Raw genomic sequence first — 18,057 nt, 5'->3', positions numbered from 1 at the left:
TTCGCATGCGAAAACTTTTTGGAGACAACAATGATTACCCAAGTGAAATTGCCTACCGTTGAAGATCTACAGCCCTTACTCGATGAGGCGCTAGAAGCAGCGCAAAGCAAAGAAGCATTTATCCAAGCTCAAGTAGATGGCATTTACAAAACACTTAAAGCCAATCCGCTCATGTACCGTCACTATGGCGCTTATTGGTGGGCGGTTAAATCGCTCATGGCCAAGCATGGTTATGACCTTGGCAGCGATTCAGAAGTGATCACAGAGCAACACTTCAATTTCGAAGACCCTGCGATTTTGTTGTGTGCTGCGTGGGCGTACCAGCAAGAGCAAGTTGATAAAGGCTACTGGCAAGCAAACCTACATACCTACTACGTCGATGATGAAGAATTTGAATATTCTATCGAGGACGTAAATCTCGAAGCGTGGAGTGTTAACAGCAAATCGATGCGTTAAGTTTTCGCATGCCCGTCATTTTTGGCGGGTATTTTTTTGCATGAAATTTGGTAAGAAGTTCTCGCATGCGAAACTATACGGAATGGGATGTTTTAAAGTTCTCGCATGCGAAAACTTTTGAGATAGAAAAAATAAACCCCGCCACTGAACAAATGGCGGGGATTGCACGTTGAACAGATAAGCTTTGATGCAATCAATCCTACCCCTAATAGTTTTGTTGCCGCCTATCTGTAATTTAATGTATATGAAATAATTTTCATATTCAACAGGTTTTTCAATATTTTTTATTAAAAACAATGAATTATGCAACTAGGTGCTTTTCCCTTCTTATGCCTGTTGACGCTGCTCTTTGTAACCTAGTTAAGTAATAGAATTGTCAAAAAGTTTTCGCATGCGAAAACACATGGAATCAATCTCACAATTTATCTAATGTTCTTGCATGCGAAAACTTGTGCAATCGGTTCTGTTTGTTACTTTTTTTTCTTGTGCTGTTGCTACTGGCAACGTATAGTGTGTGCCTGTTGCCAGTGACAACAATCGAGAGGCATTGATATGGCATCCAAGGAACGATGCGAAAGATTAAATCAATTAGTCCAAAAGGCAGGAAGTACCAGAAAAGCCAAGCAGCTCATTGATGGCGTTAAGGGTGTAAGCCCTTGCCACACTGCTATTTACAAAGCAATGCACGGCGGCGGTACAACTGATTACGTAGTTCAGTGCTATATCGAGGATCTTGAGGTAGCACTGAGCAAACCAAAACAGCAAACAAATTCCACCAGCAAAGGAAATTAATTAATGAGCATTATCATGGCGATTGCCAACCAAAAAGGCGGCGTTGGTAAAACAACTTGTACTTACAACTTTGGCATTAGCATCGCTAGCCAAGGCAACAAATGTCTATTCCTGGACTTTGACCCACAAAACAACTTAGGCGGCTCAATCGCACCGGAAATGGTCGAGAATCCAGAGTACACATCTGCGAGCTGCCTACACAACGCTTACAACCTTTTTGAAAATCCAGTAAAGGCTAAACCTTTCGAAGTCAGCGAAAACGTACACGTTATTGGCGGCGATAAGCGCATGGGTAACATTACTCAATCACAAATCTTAAACGTGGCTGAGTCTATCGACCTTATCAAAGACGACTACGACTATATCTTTATCGACTGTCCACCAGCGGCGAACGCGCTACAGCATGCAGCGCTACTTGTGGCCAGTAAGCTACTTATCATTAGCCAAGCACAAAAAATGTCGATCAAAGGCGTTAATGAGCTGGTTAAGACCTCGCGCCAAATCCGTCGAATGAACCCTGACTTGGAAGTATTAGGCATTGTCCTAAACCTTATCGAAGCCAACATTACAAACGACCAGCGCGAACAGGAAGCGGAACTTCGTAAAGAGTACGGCAACCTAGTTTTTGAAAACAAACTGATTAAAACAACGCGCGTAAGTGAAGCTCTAAACCAAGGCAAAGCACTGATTGAAACCAACCCTAAAGCGGCTGATAAATTCGGCTTTACAGCGGTTTGTGATGAGCTTTGCAAGCGCATGGTAGAGGTGACAGCATGACCAAAAGCTTAAGAGATCGAATCAAGCTTAGCGACCTAGATAATCTCTTGGATGAATCAGCGGTAGAAATCCGCGATGCAGCGAAAGTGCTGGCTATCCCTAAAGACTCTTTGTATTCAGTTGAGCAAGTTCGTGAAGAATTTAACGATGAATCACTACTTGAGTTATGCGAAAGCCTAGAAGAAAACGGCCAAATTCAACCTGTCGTTGTTTACCCGTTCGATGGCAAGGGATACAAAATCCAAGAGGGTGAACGCCGTTGGCGCGCCGCTATGTTGAGCGACAAGCTAACTCACGTTGAATGTATTGTCCGTGAAAAGGGCGATATTTTTGGTCAGCTCATCGAAAACATTCAGCGAGAAGATTTAACGCCAATCGAATTAGGTAAGGCGTTTGACCAAGCAAAGAAAAAGCACAATCTGGATAACCGTGGCTTGGCTAAGCGCCTTGGCAAATCAGACGGCTACATTTCGAAATACCTAAATGTGCTTAAAGCTCCTGACTTTGTTTTGGAAGCATTCCAAAAAGGGATTATTGGTGATGTAGAGTCCATCAACGAACTACGCAAAGCAACCGTCGATAACTCTGAGCGCGTTCGTGAAGCGCTGGAAAGCGGCGAGAAGCTAACACGCCAAGATTGTGTAAAACTGCGCACTGGCGAGCTAGATAGCAAGGTGGAAGTTGCACCTCAACCTAGCAAACCAGAGAAAGCAGAAAAGACCGATAAGACACCAGTAAGCAAAAAGCCTACGGCAAACCAAAAGCCTACCAGCATTTGTGTGATGGTTAATGACCGTCATGGTTTGGTGTTCGCATCTGGTAAGCATAGCGACAAGCTAACGGTACTGTTTGATGATGGCGAACTTGAGCAAGTGCCAGTTGGTGAAGCTCAATTAGTTGGGTATCGTGTGTAAAGTTCTCGCATGCGAAAACTTTTAAAGCGGGTGGCTAATTAGCTGCCCGTTTTTCGTTAGGACGTAATACCCGCCGTCACGGTAGACACCAACCACATAGTGATCGAGCGGCACGTCTTGCCAGCCAAATAGCCCTAGTTCGTCATCGCAATAAGCGACGATATTCACCAGCTTTACCTTTTGGACATGCAGTAGATAGATATTATCTAGCGCCCCTTTAAATGGTCTGTAGATATACTCGCCATCTTTCCTTAAAGCGGGGATCTCATTCCCTGCGACTGAATGGCCATCGGCAACGCCGTCTTCGTTTATGTCGATTAGCCCGTAGTGATAACGATGCCTGATAGTAAACATCCCCTACTCCCAAATGCAAAAACGCCAGATTTGACAATTAAATCTGGCGTTTTTGTGTCTATAAAGGTTGTATAGGCAATATATGCCAAGAACTATTTTATAGCATGCCTCGAAGCGTTTGCAAGTTCGTCCAGTTGCACACTAGACTCGAACATAAAGCCTGTTTGTACCCCCTCATTTTCTAGCTCTTGATTTACACGCCCAAGAATATCAATAAGCGATGCACCGCCGCCGCCAAACATATCCCCGAGCGCTTGGCCTTGGTGAAGCAACTCACTATTGATTGCCTCGGCCATTGCCTTAAATGCCAGTGTCATGCGTTTTGCGCTTCGGTTGTTAGCAGCAATGAATCTCGCCAGCGCTTCGGCCTCGGGATCGTTGTCGCCAAACAAACCGGACTGAGCTAATAGCTCATCGATGTGCTGACCGGAATCTTTGGCCTGTCTCACTAACTCGGTTGCTTGCACCAGTGAGTCAAGTGCTGACTTAGCGAGGTCAGGTTGTGAGGCGTTAATTTCCACGGCTTCTGCCAGCGTTCCAGACGTGTTTTTATGCACCTCTCCGCTAAGGTATTGCATCTCAACAAACGCGCTTGCTGCGCCGTTTAGCGCGCTCAAAATGTTGCGAATTTCGGGATCGGCTTCCTCGGCTACCAGCTTCACCAACTTCTCGTTTTTGTACGCCTTGGCAAACACGGCATTTTGCATGCGCTCAATCAGTTGCTTGGTTGGTCGGCCATCTTCGGTAAGTAGTCCGGCGGTTGAATTATCCCCAATTTCAGTTAAGAAACTGTTTATAAATCCTTGGTTAGACTTGGCCAAAAGGTTGCCTGTTTCGCTCGGTTGGAATAGAGCAATCATGCGGTCATCGATGCGCTCTGCGTCAACCCAAGCCGTCTCGGCGGCGCTCATCTGTTGCAAGTCAGAGAGGTTGGAGTCTCGGGCAAACTTAGCACGGTTAACTTTGGTGACACGTTCTCGAACCAACACTGGCTCGCGCATGCTCTCAACTTTCTCCGGTGATAGGTCGAAGCGCTCCGCATTGTCGATTAGGAACTGGCGGTACTTATCAGCCTTGCCCTCTCGATACGCTTTGATGATAGCGATGGTTCGACCGTTCCCCGACTCCACCACATTATCCGAGCCAACAATCGGTGCGCCGTGGCTAGATAGTCCAGAATCGGTTAATTGTTGTGGACGCAAATCGTTGGCCATCTTTGAGATCTGCAATTTTGAGGATACGCGAGTACGGTCGCGCGGTTGCAGCTCTTGCGGGAAGTTCGGATTGATTCGACCGTCTAAGTCGTTCGATGGAATAAGGTCGCTGGCTTCCACGACTTTAAATCCTGTTTCCACTTCGTCGCCTTTTGCTGTCACAACGTAGCTGGTGCGACCTAGCTTGGGTTTTGGATTGTCTGTTGCGTACAGTTGAACAATCTCGGCTAGGTCATTGATGTTTTTCGCCTCTTTGATTTCGGCGCTAATTGATGTGAGTTGGTTCAATTTGACTGCTCCGGTGGAGTGGCGAGTTTTCGCATGCGAAAACTTTTGGGACAGGGAAAAGGATTAAAGGCTCTTAAGCAATGCGAAAAGCGCCTTGGCGTAGTTATGACGTTCGCTGGCTGCTAGTGCAAGGTTTAAAGATTGCTTGTAGTAATAGTCTGCTCGGATTTTAGTGAAAACATTCATCGTTTTTTCTCAAGTTCTCTGAAAAGTTTTCGCATGCGAAAACTATATCGAACGAGATTCTTTAAAGTTCTCGCATGCGAAAACATCCGTGTCTTTCGCGCTCCATGCAAAAAAGTTCTCGCATGCGAAAACTTAAGCGGCCAGTTTGTCAGGATTGTGCTCGAACCATTCAATCGCTTTTTGCTTGATGCTATCTAGCTTCAAGCCCTCTGAGTGAACGTCTCGCATTACATCAACAAACAACGATGGCTTGGCTGTATTAAACTCCCCTGCAAGGAATCTCGCAACCAGTTCGCTTTGTTCAACTGGACGTTCGCCATTGTCGCGCTCACTCTGCTCAATGTGCTTAGTGATGATCTTGATAGCTTTGCTACGGTCAGCGCGCGACCAGCTACCAAAACCACCATTTTTCTTGGCTGAGCCCGCATCGTTTTTCCAGTAGTCCAAACCGCGCGCAACATGCCCCTTGTAGCCAAACTGGAAGTTTTCGCCATCCTTGTAAACAACGTAGTTATCCCCCTTTTCAACCATTTGGTAGTTAGGGAAAAACGCCATTTCGTATTCGTACCAGTTAGGCAAAAGTAGCACTTCATTGAGCTTTTCAATCTTATCGGAGCGGCCTAACTTGGAAAATTCTTCTACCGATATTGGCTCATCCGAACTTGATACCGGTTCCTGCTCAACCTTTTGGTTAGCGCCTGTCAGTTTATTAAGAATTTCCACCAGCTCACGGTTCTTTTTGATGCGTTCACCAATCGATAGCTGGCCACTCTTAAGCTCTTTCAACAAACCCGCAGCATCGCGGTTGAGCGTCATTTTTTCTCTTAAGCTTAACACTTGATTCTCTCCGGTTTAGGCCGCCGATGTGGCGGCCTTGGTTGTGATTAGATTTGCGCTTGGATCATGCTGGTGATGTTGCTTAGAGCGGCATCCATCAACGCTTCGTTCTCTGCTATTTGGTCGTTAGCTTCGAAGTGGGCGTAAGCCTGTTCTAGTGCGGTTTGGAACTCATCAACCAATTCCGGCGTAGGTTCACCAGTGAAATCTCGGATTTCCTTTAGTTTCTCTACATGTTCCATTTCTTCGTTATTGCCCTCTGTTTCAGATTGAGGCGCCTCACTACTTAGATTGAACGTTTTCACTAATAGCGCTTCCATTTTCGCTGTATCGTCAAATTCACCGATCAAGTCGTTGCCTTGGTATAGCGCGAACTTGTACTCGCCATCTTTAGCGATCGGATAAATGTCAGCGTGGCTTTCATTTAACCATGAACGGGCGATTAGCGGAGCGTACACGTTCGCTGGCACTGAGCCATTTACTGAGTGGATACCTGCCGCAACACTTGGTTGTACCAATGCGCCTTTTTCGTTGTAGTAGGTATCCGCAGATTGCCAGTCCTTAATCGTCTCAAGTTGAGCTTTCGCTTTTTCGCTTAAGTCGGTCGCTAGAATGTCGAATAGAACGTCTAGGCTGTAAGTGAGTCCGTCCTCATCTTTCGCATTAATCGACTTCACTCGGCCTGTTGGGAAAGTCACTTCCTGCTTACCAAGTTTTAGCTCTAGGTTGGTAAAGGCTTCTAGCTGCTCAAGCGCTTTCGCTTCTTCTTCATCTAGGCTTTCACGGAATGAGGTAACGTCTAATACATCATCCTCTGCCTGTTCGCCTTGCTGGTGCATTTCAGTTAGAGACGCGAGCTCTACCACTTTGCGCTCTTTACCAAAATCAAAGTCCACGGTTAGGCGGCCACCAAAGAAATTGCGATCGTGGTAATCGGTCATCGTGTCGCTGTTGTTGTAGTCGTATTGGCCTACATAAGCGTTAACGAACTCGATCAGCTGATCTACTGCTTCGGTATAACGGCTCATACCGTGTGGCGCTGGCGAGTTAGGGTTATCAATCTCGAACTGTAGGTAAGCTGGATTGTAGAGCATGACGTTTCTTGGCAAGTCAGTCAGCGTTAGGTCTAGTGTGCCGTAGCGAGGTTTGCGTACTGAGATTTTAACGTCATTACTGATCTTGCCAGCTTTCTTAAGCTGAGCGATAAAGGCGCGGATTCGCTTAGCGATTTCACCCGTATCTCGAATGCCCTCGCTCTCATAGATTGAGCCAAATGAATATTGAGTTGGGTCTAGTGCGAGAAGTTGTTTTTCTTCCTCGGATGCACCCTTGCTCACTTCATCTGCTGTGTCAGATTCTACGGCGTTCTTAGCACCCAATAGCTCAAGCAGTTTGTTAGCACCGTCAACCGTTAGGTAGCTGCGAGAATTGGTGTTAGCGATAAAGCGTAGCTCTTTACCCTTGTTCGACTTCGCTGAGAAGAAACTGTAGCCAAATGTATTTTCCATTTGGTTCTCTTGTTCTTCGGTTAGCGCAATATCGTTAATCTTGCCGTCAGCGTCCACCTTAGCTAGTAGCTTGTCGGCGTTCTCGCGTAGTGTTGGGCGCGAGTGAAGCGAACCCGAGCCGTTAATGGCTAACGTTGAATACAATGATTCAAAGCCGTTGATTGTGGTGAACATGGCCGGACTGACAGGCTCTAGTGGTGCGCTGTATTCCGTCTCTGCAATTTGCTCAAGCGTTTTGCCGTCCTTAAGCATGCTAAAGATTGCAATAGTGCTTTCTTTCACTGCTTGGTCGTTTAGTTGAGTCGCTTTTTGCTGCGCTGCTGCGCCCTCTAGGCCAGTTTCTAGCACCTTGCCTGTGTACGTATCGATAACGCTAAAATCAGATTGGCCAATAGTGCCAACTGGTGCGTAGCGTTTCTCGCGTGTCGCCTTGAATTGACCTTTATGGTTCAAGTCAGGCAACGCAGCAAGGCTAGGGAAGCCACGGCTTTCGTATTCCGCTTCGATAGCTTTTGTGTACCACAATGGCATGACCGAGTTATGGATAGCGCGCGCCATCTGTTCATTGTCGATCTGCTCATCGTTATCCAAGTATCTAAAACCATGAATTGCCAGGATGTCTTGGTTGGTAACACTTGCCATTGCATAGTGCTGAGCAAAGAGCTCATCTGAACTTAGTTCGGACAGGTCAGGGTAGATACCGTCATCAATCGCCTTAATGAAGCGCTCAACTTTTTGGTAGTCCTCGCCTTGGTCTGCCATTGCTGGAATGACGGTTTCACCTTTTGCCTTGGTGTAAGCTACGTCTCCCTCATGGTAAACCGTAGTCGCGCTAAACGCTTTTTCTACGTCATCCAGTGCTAACGCTTCGCCGTTCTCAAACTTCTCGTATAGGTCGCCACGTAGCGCGCGTAGGTCGAACATTTTCGCCGTTGCACTAAAGAATCCGTCACGGTAGTTCAAGATAGCTTGCAGTAGGTCAGCGCGTTTCGCACGGCGGTTAAATGGAATGCGATGAGCCGTTAGGAAATCAGTGATCTCTTTGCGGTTCTTAAATTGCGCTTCCAGTGACGCTAGGGTTTCACCTTGTAGTGATTCCACTAGGTGCGCTTGTTCTGAAATACGCTTAGCTTGGTCATCCACTTTCTCGCCACGTTTTAGTGTTTTACCAGTACCTAGCGTTAGGTCAGCTAGCATAACAAGACGTTTGCGATCGCTTGGGTTTACTGACTGCATATCCTTAAGTTGGGATAGAGCTGCTTCTTGGAAGCGCATGCGGCCTTGCGTGTGTTTTGCTTGGCGCTGTAATTCAGCATCGCTTTGAACCAGCATTAGGTCTTCGGCAATCTCTTGAATCATGTCCGGCGTCACAAGGTCAATCGATGCGCTCCATAGCTTGTACGCGTTTGGATTTTCCTTGCGGTTCTTCATTTCTGGTTGCTGGCGTAGCTGCTTAGCGAACGCTGCTTTGAAGCCCACTTGTTTTAGGGTATCGAGCGTAGACTGAGGAATTTCATCAACGCCTTTGTCCTCAACCCATTGGTCTAGCGCTTCGGTTGCGATGCGCTCCGCTTCTTCTAGGTCGCCCTCAACCATGCCAAATAGCGGCTCTAGGTCAAAGTTACTTACTAATTCTGGTGGCAGTTTTTGGTCATAAGCGATCGCACCGTGGCGAATGCCATTACCAGCGTCAGCGAATTGCTCTTTAGCCGATTCTGGATCGAGGTACTTAACCACTTGATGTTGTGGCGGCGTCGTACCCAAGCCATAAGGGCGTAGACGTAGGCCATACCAGAATAGGTTATCCGTGGTTTCGTCTTTGTCTTGGTCGTTCGCGTTTGGCTCGTCGTTCTCAATTGGTTGTGGTTCTTCGTTGCTGTCATCGGTATCTTGAAGCAACTTAGATTCGCGATCGTAGTCAGCCAGAATAAGTGATTTAGCAGCTTCCCAACCTTGTAGATCGTCGCCACCAGCAAGCGGTGAACCCTCGCCGTAAGTGACAGCCAAGGTTTGGTTATCGCGCGCGTGGATCATGTACTGGCCAAAGCTATCATCGTCGTTCGCGTCAGGCGATTCGAAGTAGACAAACGGCTCGCTATCTTCGCCTTTATCCATCTTCCAGCCCTTAGCAATGGTCTTGCGACCAATAAGAGCCAATAGCCATTCTTTGCGCTCGATATTTGCTTTTCGTTCCCGTTCTTCGTCTGACAACTGAGGAAAATCGTTTTCAATTGAATCACGGATGTATTCTTTAGCCTCGGCAAGCTCTGATACCGTCATAGCACCTTTATCGAGGTCATAAATCGCATCATTGATATACGACTCTGAATAAGTGCTAGGAACGTTTTGATTTGCTGCACCTGCAAACTCTAATGAGTCTTTAAACTCTTGGCTTAGCTGCTTAACAAAGGCATCAAGATCGCCATTGAAAGCACGGTTAATGATGAAGTCGCGTTTCTCTTGCTTAGTCCATGAAGCGTCCCATTGCTCGAACACTTGAGACGAACTACCACCAGCGTTTACATTTGTCGTTGCTGTATTTGCTGCTGGCCTGATAGCAGCAAGCTGTTTGCGTAGTTCTTCTTGGATTTCGTTCTGCGTAGCGATCTGAGTTTCCAAGCGCTTCTCTTTCTTGGCCAGCTCATCGAGCTTTTGTTCCAAGTCGGTAGCTTCTTCGCCTAGTTGCGCAGCTTGTTCATCAAGTTCTTGTGCCTTTTGTTGCGCTTCTTCCAATGCTTTCTTGTCAGCGTCTTTCTTGGCCTTAGCAGCGACAAATTTCTCGCTGTTGTTTTCAAGCAACTGCGCTAGCTTGTTGGTCACTTCCTTAAGGGATAAATCCATGTTGCCCTTTGGCGCGACTACGTGAGTAATATCGCGCGAGTTCATTAGAAAGCGGAACGCGATTAACGTGTCATCTGGATTGATTTTTAGCGGATCGTTATCCGGCGCATGGAACGCAATAGAAATGCTCTGGCCATCTGAAAACGGGATTTTCACCATTTGGACAGCAACCGCACCAGACTTGCGCGGTTTGCCTACTTCTACGGCTTCTACCGATAGAGTAGGGGTTTTACGTTCCAAGTGCTTACCGAATTGCTGAGCACGAAATTGAAGCCTTGAGGCTTTCGATTTGAACGCCTCTAACATCATTTGTGGCACAGGTTTGCACTGATACAAGTAGGTGTTCTCCAAATCCTCAAGTGACAATGCCTCTAGGATTTGATCGGCGTTTTTACCTTGCAGCACCGCTTCAATCTGCTCCGGCGTGAGTTTCTTGGCCAGATGGTCGATGCGATCCACAATCTTGATTTGATTTTGACTGGTAAACATCATGACTTTGCCGCCTCTAATTGTGCTTCAAGTTCTTTGGTTTCTTGCTTCTCTTGCTCTAATGCAGTTTCGAGATCTGCTATGCGGCGTTGTTCTTCTTCCAACTTAGTGCGAACGCTATCCCGAGCGGCTAGGGCATTGGTGTAATTGGACTGAGCGACTTGTTCAGCCGCTTTGGCTTCTTCAAGTCGCTTAGCAATAGAACGTGTAGCTGGTTGAATGTCTGAGGTGTCTTTAACGGCTTTAGCCGCTTTACGTGCAACTTGCTTGTCAAACTTGCTTTGGTTGCGCTTCATTAGGCGAACCATTTCACGCGCAAGCTCGCGCTCGTTCTTCACGCTAGGGATAGGCTGTTTAGTGCTGTTGAGTGTCATTTGGAAAATATCACCCTCATCACCAATAAACAGCGTCATTGACTGGCCATTATCAAAGAATAACTTGGCGCGTTTAACTGTCTCGCCGTCTCGTCTCGTTCTCTTGTTCGAGGCTTCTACGTCTGTAACAGTCGCACCAGCTTGTTTTAACGCAGTGATCAGACTCTTAAGGCCGCGTTCGGTCACGTTGTCAAAATCGACCACCACATAGTTATGTGACTGGTCTAGTGCAAACTTACTGTTGTTACGCAATTTCAAATTCCTCTGAATATGTCGTACAGGTAGGAAAGATTTTGTACAGCGGATTGATTAGGGAACAGGAGCGCTCAATCTTAACGTCCAGAATCCACTCGCCATGCAGCTTTTCCCCCGCTTCGAGTTCGAGTAACTTGCGTTCGAACGTCAGGTATTCGCTGTTATGTCCGGCGTGTGAAAAGTCGAGCTTACGTGTGCGAGTAATGACGGCTTTTGGTCGTTTTTTACTGCGCAACGAATAGGTTAAAGTCCCACTCGTTATGGCTCGCTGAGATTGATAACCAAGAACGAATCGAATCACATCGGGATCGTCCATCTGGTTTGCATGCAGTATTTTTACTGCGTTTCGTTTAAGCAAAAATCGGTCAGCAATGGCTAGGCCAATTACTGCAAATTCCATCATTTGCCTTGCCCTCCGGTATTAAAAAATCTCGCTAACATTTGGCTAGCCAGCTTGCGGATAAAGTTGATCGAGTCTGCTCCGTTGTTCGACGCAATGAGGACAAGCGCGCTGGTATAACCAGCCTCCACACCCTCGCTTTCACACAAGTAAGCGACTATCAAACCGACCACCAACGCCAGCGTTAGCTCGGTTAAAAAATCAAGGAATCCACCAGCTAGACGTTGCTCGCGTATGCCTTGGAGATATGACCCAACACCACTGAGGACAGATAGAGCCAGTACGCTAATCGCAAAGCTCTCACCAACAACTGACACTGGCATTAAATCCCCCTTTAGTATATTACCTAGCGAGTGTATTCGGAATAGTGGCTTTTGCTCAATAGACGGGCGTTACTTACTTTTGAATGGGTATTAAATAGGGCTGTTTTGCGGAAAAAAGTTAGATTTCAAGAGCCTATATAAAAAAAGCCTCTCACCCAAAAGGCTGGTGAGAGGCTAATCCAAGCGTTTTGTTGCGCGGAAACGCATACAAAACTTCCAATGAGGATAGTCGAGTCGAATCGATATTTGACGAGGAAAATTATATAAATATTGGTTTTCGCATCAATATGCGCCCATGTTTTCGCATGCGAAAACTTTAGGGGATGCCATGTTTTAAAGTTCTCGCATGCGAAAACTTTTGCAAAAAAAAGGGACAGCATCGTGTCCCTTTGGTTGATGGTTATGGCTTGATGTAGCGGATCGAGAAATGCGAACCCTGAATAGGCGTGGATGCACCTCTGTCTAAGAATTGAATAAGCTCACCGTAGTATAATTTTCCTACCCATCGACAAGTCGTTGGCACGGCATCGAAGTCGTTGGAATCACTTTGAGCCTCCGCTATAATTTTATTGCTTTTGGCGATTGCAGAGTACACAGTCGATGAGTTTGAAGCATTGCGGCGTCGTATCGCAGTCCATTCAATTTCGTAATACCCCTCAACACGAACATCAAAACCAGCAACCGGAGCGTTGTAGTTAATCAAATCAAACGGATCGAGGAAGCATCCTATCCAATTCTTGAACTCCCATGTAATGCCATCTATCGTAAGGTTGCCCTCTCTTAGCCCCGCATTACAGCCCAAGGCAACCTCTCCAGCGCGTGATGAAACACCCGCTAGTTTACTATCAACGTAGTCTTTACGTGCGAGAGAGTTACCAGCCGAGCTCTGAGGCGAACCTGCATATACATTGCCGTCCTTAATGTCTACATACTTACTGCGGCGGTTAGTGTAGAAGCGCATCCGACCCTCTGAGTTAGATAGGATCTGAATACCAGAACGGATATTGGTGCCATCATAGTAAGAGGCTAACGCCCAATGCGCACTTGAACTATCTTTACAGTTGATACTGAATCCCGCACGGCCATTCGTCGCCCATGATGAATCCATAAAACTATTATCCATACGAACGGCATCATTCGAACCAGTCCAAGAACCCGCCGTAAACTCACCATCAGTACGAACCAGTGAGCTACCGAAAAAGATACCAGAAGTAAACTTTCCTAAATCATTGATGCGAAGCCAGTTGCCGTCTGTATTACGAAATGCAGCTCGCCCACCTAATGAAATGCTCTGATTGAGCATTACATCAATCCCTTTAGCAAAGGTGAACGAGGAGTAAGAGTAAAAGCCGCTGGTGGCCTCTGTCTCCATGTGGCACCAAGATGAATTACGAGAACCAATCCAAGTTTTCTTTGTAGAGTAATCAAGCTCTAAACCCTTTCCATCAACAGAGTTAATTGCCCCTAAGTCTTTATTGTAAGACGTATAGCTAGTGACCATTCGCCCTTTGACAATACCCGCTGGCTGGCTTGCCCCCTTATTGCTAACGTATGGCGTAATGGTGTGACTACACATGTATCGAATAAGAATGTTCGTACTGTAGGCACTACGTGTTTTTACATAGATGGCGTAATTGTCACCGCTAGTGTTTACCCAACCAAACTCACTAAATGGTAAGCCGCTAGGATGGTCTGTAATAACCTGACCATTTAGACCTTTAGGGTTTCCGTTACTGGCTCGCAGAATCATTTGATGTCGTGACGACTGATAGTGCAAGTCAGTGTTAAAGCCAGCACCACCAAAGAACTCAATAACCGCAGTAGAGCTTGATTGAGGCATCGTTACATTGGCAACCAAACACCAAGAGTTGTCACTACCTAAAGAGGTGCGCACAACCTCTGTACGGTTAAACGCCTCTGTAACGACTTTATTCCCTTGTACTTCGATAGGGACACTGGAACTAAGCTTTGATCGAGTCAGGTCTAACTTGGCGTCCCCTCCATTATGAGCACCACCCACCGCGATTTGAACGTAAGCATCCGACGAATTAGAACCGTTCGTTAAGTAAACCGCCCGACGATTACCAATCAACCCGTACCCGTCCAGCTTAACTTGCTCGCTCGATGGAACGTTATTACCAGCGCGAGTGCCTTGCACTTCAACACTACGATTCGAAGATACCGACTCTGTAGCGTTTAGGGAGCCGTATAGTGTTGATTCACCACCTTTGCGGATCTTTAATCGACTTGAAACGTCACTTTCTACAACCTCAAAGGTGCCATCGGTTTTCGTTTCAATATGAAAGCGCTTACCTGCATGACCTATGTGCAATTGAGAAACATTGGAACTGCCCTCATCAATGAGTAGGCCACCAGTCAATGTACCGCCTGACAGTTTTAGGTAGCGGCCATCGGCTTGCGCTTGCGTCATCTTTGAGGCTGCAAGGTCATACGCTTTCTTAACGGCACCTGCCGCCGCAAATTTCACATCGCTAGCATCATTAACCGCTGCTGTGAATGCGTAGTTCGGCACGTTTGATAGACCAACTTGAGCTTTCGTAACCTTGTGTGGGTTCGAGTAGTCTGATTTGTGTTGAGCAATGTTGGTTGTAATGGCCGCTACCGCATCTTCTTGATCCATGAGCGCGTCACCAAGCTCTTTGATTGTATCGAGCGCTTCTGCTGGCGCACCACCAATCAAAGCACTAATGCGGTTGTCAGTGTGGGTATTTGCGTTAGTCTCTGCTTGTTCTGCGCGGTCATAAGCTGCGTTACCGCGATTTAAACCCTCGATGCCTTTGTCGTATGCCTGTTTAACAGCACCAGCGGTCGCAAGTTTGCTGTTGGACGCATCTGTTACCGAGCTGGTGGCCGGATAGTTTGGTACGTTACCTAAGCCTACTTGTGCCTTTGTGACTCCGTGCGGGTTCGTTTTATTGCTAGCGTGTTCATCCACTTTTGTTGTGATTTCTTCACGCAATTTTCGAGCTGGACTACCACCAACTTGAGTCAATTTTTTTAATGCCATTCAGAAATATGCCTTTCTCAATTCAATGACCAGCAACTCCGACAAAGCGCCGGAGCACATCGTTAATGGGGAAGTAGGAAAGGAAAGGTCATGTTTACTTGAAGCCGATAACCGTCACGATGTCGCCAGCTTGTAGCTGTTCACCGAACGTGATTGTGTTACCAGATAGACTCCATACACCTGCGTTCTGCATTACGCCGCAAACGCTTAGAACAAGGACTGCTGAGACTGTACCCGCTGGCAGAGCCACCGTAGTTGATGCAGATTCGACAGTAATATCCACCGTTCGGATCGCGTCTTTGATTGAGGCGCCTAGACTATCCTTGGTGGCATACTTACCGTCAGATTCCGCTTTGGTGTATGACGCGCCGCTAGCTGCTAGACCGCTACGCGCTTGTGAAATGATTTGCGATTTAGTGGCGTTCTCAAGCTTCGCTGCGTTAACGGCAGTTGCGCCAGCGTCTAGTGCGCCCACGTCTTCTGCGGTTAGCTCGACGTTTGCGCTTAGCGCGTGACCGTTGATGGTGCGAGTCTTTGGCACTGCATTCACAACGCGAGAGTCGTTACCCTGCATCACTGTGTTAGCGCTAGTGCCGAAGTTTTTGTTGAATGCTGTTTTTTTCTCAAACGCTGGTTCCGCGCCAACGTCAGTCGCTTCAAGCACTACGTTACCGCGCTGACCATTAACCGACGAAACGGCGTCAGTCGGTGTTAATAGTTCTTGCCAGTTCGCTAGTGTGCTCGCTGGTTGGCGCATAAGAACGAATGATTTACGCAGATCCGAACGGATTGCCATATCACCCTCTTGCGCTGTAAGAGCAAGCATTTCCGCTTCTGACTTGACAGGGAACGTTTCTTTGATAGCGATAGCTGGCAATTGGCCTTGTGGGATCTTACCAGTGCTATCTAGTGTAGCCACACCCTCTGCAACGCCTTTCTTGTTGTTAGGGATGTAGTCGTGCGTGTGGCTTGCTGGCGCTGCGCCCACATCTGAGTGAGTCAGAGTCACATCGCCCGTTAGTGGTTTGTTATTGATAGTGCGAGAAGTTGGGACAAGATTGGAGCGCGCTTCACTGACAACTTGTGCCTTGGTTTTCCCCTCTAGTTTTGATGAGTCTGTTGCGCGAGCGCCCGCTGGTAATGCACCAACGTCTTGCGCTGAAAGATCAGAAACAAGACGGTTGATGCGAGTTAATTTGTTTTGTGTAGCCATAAAAAATCCAATTTCGTTGTTAGTAAAAAGGGCATTTATGGGGAATAAGGCTAGGGGAATTTGAAAACTGATTAGCCGACCAAGGTGATCTCCGTTCCTGCTGCAATTTCGTCAACAAACTGGATAACATCACCGTCCGGTGAGATGGTGTAAGCAATATCTCTTGATTGCTGCACACCCTGTAGGAACACCAGCTTAATCGCGCGTTCTTCAAAGACTGGTGGAACAGTGAAAGTATTCGACGTACTAGCGAAGTGGCTATGGAATACTTCCATAGGCGCGCCAGCGATACCGCTGTTTATGATGGCTTCAAGGTTATCGATATGCTCTTGAAGCTCGGCAATGATAGAGCTTGAGCTTAGTGATGGGACACCTAGAGTAATCACCACTTCATCACCCGTTTCAAGTGGTTCGGCTACTTCAACCTCATTAGTGTCTTTCAAGAATTGCCAAGCACTGTCTTTGGTCTGCACGATACCTTGGATAGACAATGAATCTACTTCCGGCACTTCGTAAGGCAATGCGATTTTTGTTTCGCCACCAGACGCAATGTACGGCCAATGTTCAACCGACTTGTTGTATGCAGCAGCAGCTTTGTCGTGAACCAACTTAATGGCTCTCGCAGTGGCATAAAGCTGATCGTTATCTACGTTTATCTGACTGGTTGCGTCCCAGTTGTTTACCAAGCTAAGGCCAACTTGCGCTTTGGTTACATGGTGCGGGTTTTCACGGTCTGCGTAGTGCGCATTGGCTTCGGCGCGCATCGCATATTGCTTATGTGGATCGGGATGTGAAACGTGACCTTGTAGGTCATAACCGCCTTGTTCACGATCATCAAAGTTAAGGTGTTCACTTTTGAGTTGGGTAACGCCATCTGGCACGGTAGCGCGACACAATATCAAATGATGTTCTTCAACCGCTTCCTGCGGAAGCACCTTAATTTCGGACGCTTCAATGTCTGACGCTAAATCGACTTGTTTTGTCTTTACGCCAAACTTATAGAACGCTTCGAGCACCACATAAGAAGTGGCACCAGCCGGAATCTCCACATCAACATCGTGTTGTTGTCGAACGGTTAACACATAGTCGTCGCGCTCAACTAACGCCACGCCAAATTGTTCACCACTGCTCACACGCAGTTTCATTCCACCAGCCGGAGCACATTCAAAACCACGGAAAATACCAGCGCGAACGATGCCGTAAAACTTACGGTTTAGGCTGTTACTGGCCAGTGGTTCTAGGTACTGCGTATCGGTGATAAGCGGTAGCGCTTGCCAGTCCGTTAGCAGTGGCGGGATGATGATCGTTTCTTCGAAGTTTGGGCGACTCATTAGGCACCTACCTGCGCCAATTGAGCGCTATCCGTGCGAGCCGTGTTAATCACGATTTCTATCGATAGACCACGGTCAGAGTAGATCCAAACTGGTTGAGTGACAGCCACTAGAATTAGACCGCCGCTCGCATCTTTCACGCCGACGCAAGAGAACTGGTATTGTTCATCTTCTGCTAGCGTACCCGCTGGCAAGTTTGCCGTGATTACGATATTGCCGTTCACATAGGCGTAGTTCGCCTTAGAACGGTAAAACACGTTTTCAACGGTTGTCTTATCCAGTGGGATAGGCATGCAGCTAGGCTTGCCCTCAATTTCTTGGATAAGGTCAAAACCCCATTCAAGATCGCCAAATTGGAAATAAGGCTCAGTACCATTGGTAGGCAACGACGACAAGGCGCGTTCGTCGTAATAACGGTTAAGCAGTTCACACTGCGATAGGACTACTTTTTGTGTAAGCACCTTTACGACCTCGTAT

General features: G+C 47.1%; 15 protein-coding genes. 4 read left to right on the top strand and 11 right to left on the bottom strand.

Annotation, left to right across the window (positions count from 1 at the left end; genetic code table 11):
• Positions 1–30: 30 nt before the first annotated feature.
• From R7E47_RS19810 to R7E47_RS19795, 4 genes are all read left to right on the top strand, one after another.
• On the top strand, positions 31–456 hold the full coding sequence (locus R7E47_RS19810) for a hypothetical protein (protein WP_206954274.1): 426 nt from the start codon (positions 31–33) through the stop codon (positions 454–456).
• Positions 457–1,008: 552 nt separating this feature from the next.
• Positions 1,009–1,248 (top strand): hypothetical protein, encoded by a 240-nt coding sequence (locus R7E47_RS19805; protein ID WP_017634062.1) that lies wholly within the window; start codon positions 1,009–1,011, stop codon positions 1,246–1,248.
• Between the two features lie 3 nt (positions 1,249–1,251).
• A complete protein-coding gene (locus R7E47_RS19800) occupies positions 1,252–2,025 on the top strand; it encodes a ParA family protein (RefSeq protein WP_054579117.1) in 774 nt (257 codons plus the stop codon).
• Entirely contained in the window at positions 2,022–2,939 is a 918-nt protein-coding gene (locus R7E47_RS19795) for a ParB/RepB/Spo0J family partition protein (protein ID WP_158174272.1), read from the top strand. Before R7E47_RS19800 ends, R7E47_RS19795 begins: the two co-directional genes overlap by 4 nt.
• A 21-nt stretch (positions 2,940–2,960) precedes the next feature.
• On the opposite strand, the gene R7E47_RS19790 is transcribed toward R7E47_RS19795, so the two are convergent.
• The 11 genes from R7E47_RS19790 to R7E47_RS19740 all read right to left on the bottom strand — a co-directional run bounded on the left by R7E47_RS19790 (position 2,961) and on the right by R7E47_RS19740 (position 18,041).
• Complete coding sequence (locus R7E47_RS19790; protein ID WP_079878982.1) at positions 2,961–3,293, bottom strand: hypothetical protein; 333 nt, start codon at positions 3,291–3,293, stop codon at positions 2,961–2,963.
• Between the two features lie 92 nt (positions 3,294–3,385).
• Positions 3,386–4,795 (bottom strand): hypothetical protein, encoded by a 1,410-nt coding sequence (locus R7E47_RS19785; RefSeq protein WP_318085024.1) that lies wholly within the window; start codon positions 4,793–4,795, stop codon positions 3,386–3,388.
• A 318-nt stretch (positions 4,796–5,113) separates the two neighbouring features.
• On the bottom strand, positions 5,114–5,797 hold the full coding sequence (locus tag R7E47_RS19780) for a hypothetical protein (RefSeq protein WP_206954276.1): 684 nt from the start codon (positions 5,795–5,797) through the stop codon (positions 5,114–5,116).
• Positions 5,798–5,865: 68 nt separating this feature from the next.
• Complete coding sequence (locus tag R7E47_RS19775; protein ID WP_318085022.1) at positions 5,866–10,659, bottom strand: hypothetical protein; 4,794 nt, start codon at positions 10,657–10,659, stop codon at positions 5,866–5,868.
• On the bottom strand, positions 10,656–11,282 hold the full coding sequence (locus R7E47_RS19770) for a hypothetical protein (protein WP_033905426.1): 627 nt from the start codon (positions 11,280–11,282) through the stop codon (positions 10,656–10,658). Before R7E47_RS19770 ends, R7E47_RS19775 begins: the two co-directional genes overlap by 4 nt.
• Positions 11,275–11,688 (bottom strand): hypothetical protein, encoded by a 414-nt coding sequence (locus R7E47_RS19765; protein ID WP_206954278.1) that lies wholly within the window; start codon positions 11,686–11,688, stop codon positions 11,275–11,277. Before R7E47_RS19765 ends, R7E47_RS19770 begins: the two co-directional genes overlap by 8 nt.
• Positions 11,685–12,008 (bottom strand): hypothetical protein, encoded by a 324-nt coding sequence (locus R7E47_RS19760; RefSeq protein WP_017634052.1) that lies wholly within the window; start codon positions 12,006–12,008, stop codon positions 11,685–11,687. Before R7E47_RS19760 ends, R7E47_RS19765 begins: the two co-directional genes overlap by 4 nt.
• 400 nt (positions 12,009–12,408) lie before the next feature.
• The gene (locus R7E47_RS19755) at positions 12,409–15,036 is read right to left on the bottom strand and encodes a hypothetical protein (RefSeq protein WP_206954377.1); all 2,628 of its coding nucleotides are present in this window, start codon (positions 15,034–15,036) and stop codon (positions 12,409–12,411) included.
• 94 nt (positions 15,037–15,130) lie between these two features.
• Positions 15,131–16,249, bottom strand: coding sequence for a hypothetical protein (locus R7E47_RS19750; protein ID WP_206954279.1), 1,119 nt, complete (start codon positions 16,247–16,249; stop codon positions 15,131–15,133).
• 71 nt (positions 16,250–16,320) lie between these two features.
• A complete protein-coding gene (locus R7E47_RS19745; protein WP_140203103.1) occupies positions 16,321–17,580 on the bottom strand; it encodes a hypothetical protein in 1,260 nt (419 codons plus the stop codon).
• A complete protein-coding gene (locus tag R7E47_RS19740) occupies positions 17,580–18,041 on the bottom strand; it encodes a hypothetical protein (RefSeq protein ID WP_033905433.1) in 462 nt (153 codons plus the stop codon). The genes R7E47_RS19745 and R7E47_RS19740 overlap by 1 nt, the downstream gene beginning before the upstream one ends.
• Positions 18,042–18,057: the final 16 nt, after the last annotated feature.

The organism is Vibrio sp. Vb1026 (assembly GCF_033338745.1).
Taxonomy (GTDB): domain Bacteria; phylum Pseudomonadota; class Gammaproteobacteria; order Enterobacterales; family Vibrionaceae; genus Vibrio; species Vibrio alginolyticus.
The sequence above is the reverse complement of the archived record's forward strand: the minus strand, read 5'-3'. Positions and strand labels throughout refer to the sequence as shown.

Excerpts from the sequence above, each read along its gene's own strand:
- R7E47_RS19755 (WP_206954377.1), bottom strand. The coding sequence starts at position 15,036 with ATGGCATTAAAAAAATTGACTCAAGTTGGTGGTAGTCCAGCTCGAAAA.
- R7E47_RS19745 (WP_140203103.1), bottom strand. The coding sequence starts at position 17,580 with ATGAGTCGCCCAAACTTCGAAGAAACGATCATCATCCCGCCACTGCTA.
- R7E47_RS19800 (WP_054579117.1), top strand. The coding sequence starts at position 1,252 with ATGAGCATTATCATGGCGATTGCCAACCAAAAAGGCGGCGTTGGTAAA.
- R7E47_RS19765 (WP_206954278.1), bottom strand. The coding sequence starts at position 11,688 with ATGATGGAATTTGCAGTAATTGGCCTAGCCATTGCTGACCGATTTTTG.
- R7E47_RS19760 (WP_017634052.1), bottom strand. The coding sequence starts at position 12,008 with ATGCCAGTGTCAGTTGTTGGTGAGAGCTTTGCGATTAGCGTACTGGCT.
- R7E47_RS19805 (WP_017634062.1), top strand. The coding sequence starts at position 1,009 with ATGGCATCCAAGGAACGATGCGAAAGATTAAATCAATTAGTCCAAAAG.
- R7E47_RS19780 (WP_206954276.1), bottom strand. The coding sequence starts at position 5,797 with ATGACGCTCAACCGCGATGCTGCGGGTTTGTTGAAAGAGCTTAAGAGT.
- R7E47_RS19790 (WP_079878982.1), bottom strand. The coding sequence starts at position 3,293 with ATGTTTACTATCAGGCATCGTTATCACTACGGGCTAATCGACATAAAC.
- R7E47_RS19750 (WP_206954279.1), bottom strand. The coding sequence starts at position 16,249 with ATGGCTACACAAAACAAATTAACTCGCATCAACCGTCTTGTTTCTGAT.
- R7E47_RS19810 (WP_206954274.1), top strand. The coding sequence starts at position 31 with ATGATTACCCAAGTGAAATTGCCTACCGTTGAAGATCTACAGCCCTTA.
- R7E47_RS19795 (WP_158174272.1), top strand. The coding sequence starts at position 2,022 with ATGACCAAAAGCTTAAGAGATCGAATCAAGCTTAGCGACCTAGATAAT.
- R7E47_RS19775 (WP_318085022.1), bottom strand. The coding sequence starts at position 10,659 with ATGATGTTTACCAGTCAAAATCAAATCAAGATTGTGGATCGCATCGAC.